At 21.5% G+C, this 1,509-nt stretch carries 2 protein-coding genes; both read left to right on the top strand.

Going from position 1 to position 1,509, the window contains the following annotated elements:
- Window positions 1-207 precede the first annotated feature (207 nt).
- Complete coding sequence (locus L988_RS10900) at window positions 208-456, top strand: hypothetical protein (RefSeq protein ID WP_047384210.1); 249 nt, start codon at window positions 208-210, stop codon at window positions 454-456.
- A complete protein-coding gene (locus tag L988_RS10895; protein ID WP_047384209.1) occupies window positions 443-637 on the top strand; it encodes a hypothetical protein in 195 nt (64 codons plus the stop codon). Before L988_RS10900 ends, L988_RS10895 begins: the two co-directional genes overlap by 14 nt.
- Window positions 638-1,509: the final 872 nt, after the last annotated feature.

The raw sequence follows: 1,509 nt of genomic DNA, 5'->3' as shown, positions 1-1,509 counted from the left end.
ATTTCAAAATAATTTCTCACTCTTGAATTATAAATCATTTATTTCCCTTAGGTTGACAGCCATGGACGGGACCCCTATAATAAATTAAATATACTGTATAACAAAGATACAGAAGAAAATTATTCAAATCTACTAGGACTATCTCAACATTTTTTATTATATCCACTGGTAATTTTACTTTATAACTTTTATGATGGAATAAATGGAATGAATAATAAAATAACAGAGGTTTCACCAAGACGAAATTATATAAGAATAGAAAATATATTAAATTTAATTGGTAAAATTGAATTAAAAGAAAAAATTATAAAGAAAGTTACAGAACAAAATATTAGAGAGGAATATAAAAAATTAAAGAAATATAGAAATACTGAATTTGCTCATATTGATAAATCAGAAATTAGCAAAAATTTTGGAGTAACTCAAAGTATAAAACATAAATTTGATAACAGTTGAAATATTTGATACAAACTATTATAACAAATTAGATGATCTGCAAGACGAATTTAAAGAATTAATAAGAATTTACAAAGTAGCAAATATTCTAAGAAATAAAGAATTTGAACAATATCGTTTAGAAAATTCTAATTTAACTGATGGAGAATTAGAAATAAATTTTATTAAGAAGTATTTTTAGAAGAGTTTAACACTTATGTTAAACTCTTTTCTAATTTTTTGTATTATGATATAATCTTCTTAGTGGTTGCCTACCCTAGAAAGGGGGTGAAGTTTCCAAATGGAAAGATTATTTTTAGTTATAGTCCTTTTTTTACTGCTAGTTAAGAAAGGGTACTAGGTAATCACTGACTAGGTGTCTCACCCACCTAGTCTTTTTTAATTGGCAAAATTCAGCTTTAAATAGCTCTTTTACCAATTATAAGATAAAGTTAGGTAATCAACTAAGGTTAAGAATAGAAATATGTTAAAATCAATTATATAAAGAATAACAAGCATAACAATAAAAACCTATAATCTTTATATAAGAAATAAAAATATATAACTATAAAAAATACCCTTTTTTATAGTTTTTCAATTAAAAATGAGGGTCTAGTCTATGCCCTCATTTTGGAATAAATGTATATAGGTTTGTTAATTAAAAAGCAAGGAATTATCCTTGCCAATTGTTTGTTTAACTTTAAAAACCTGTAACTTTTTTTAGTATATCAATTTTAAATAAAATCTTCAATAATAATTTTTATTTTTAGATTTGTTCTTAATTAATACAGTAGAAATTATTTAAAAATATATTTTGAATTTTTATACTTTAAACTCTCTAAAATTGATTTTAAGGCTTGTGTAAATGTTTTTATGAGTATTTTATTGTAAAATTGAATGAAATTGATTTTAAGATGATTTTAGGATGTTTAAAATATATTTTGAATTTTATTTTAGAGTTCAATTTTTAAATATATAAAATTTTATGTTTTAATTATTTTTTTGAATTTTTTTATTAAAAATAAAAATCGCTCTTTTTAAAAAGAATCTTTTTTCTTATTATTTAATAATATC

Source organism: Cetobacterium sp. ZWU0022, assembly GCF_000800875.1.
In the GTDB taxonomy this organism is placed as follows: Bacteria; Fusobacteriota; Fusobacteriia; order Fusobacteriales; family Fusobacteriaceae; genus Cetobacterium_A.
The sequence above is the reverse complement of the archived record's forward strand: the minus strand, read 5'-3'. Positions and strand labels throughout refer to the sequence as shown.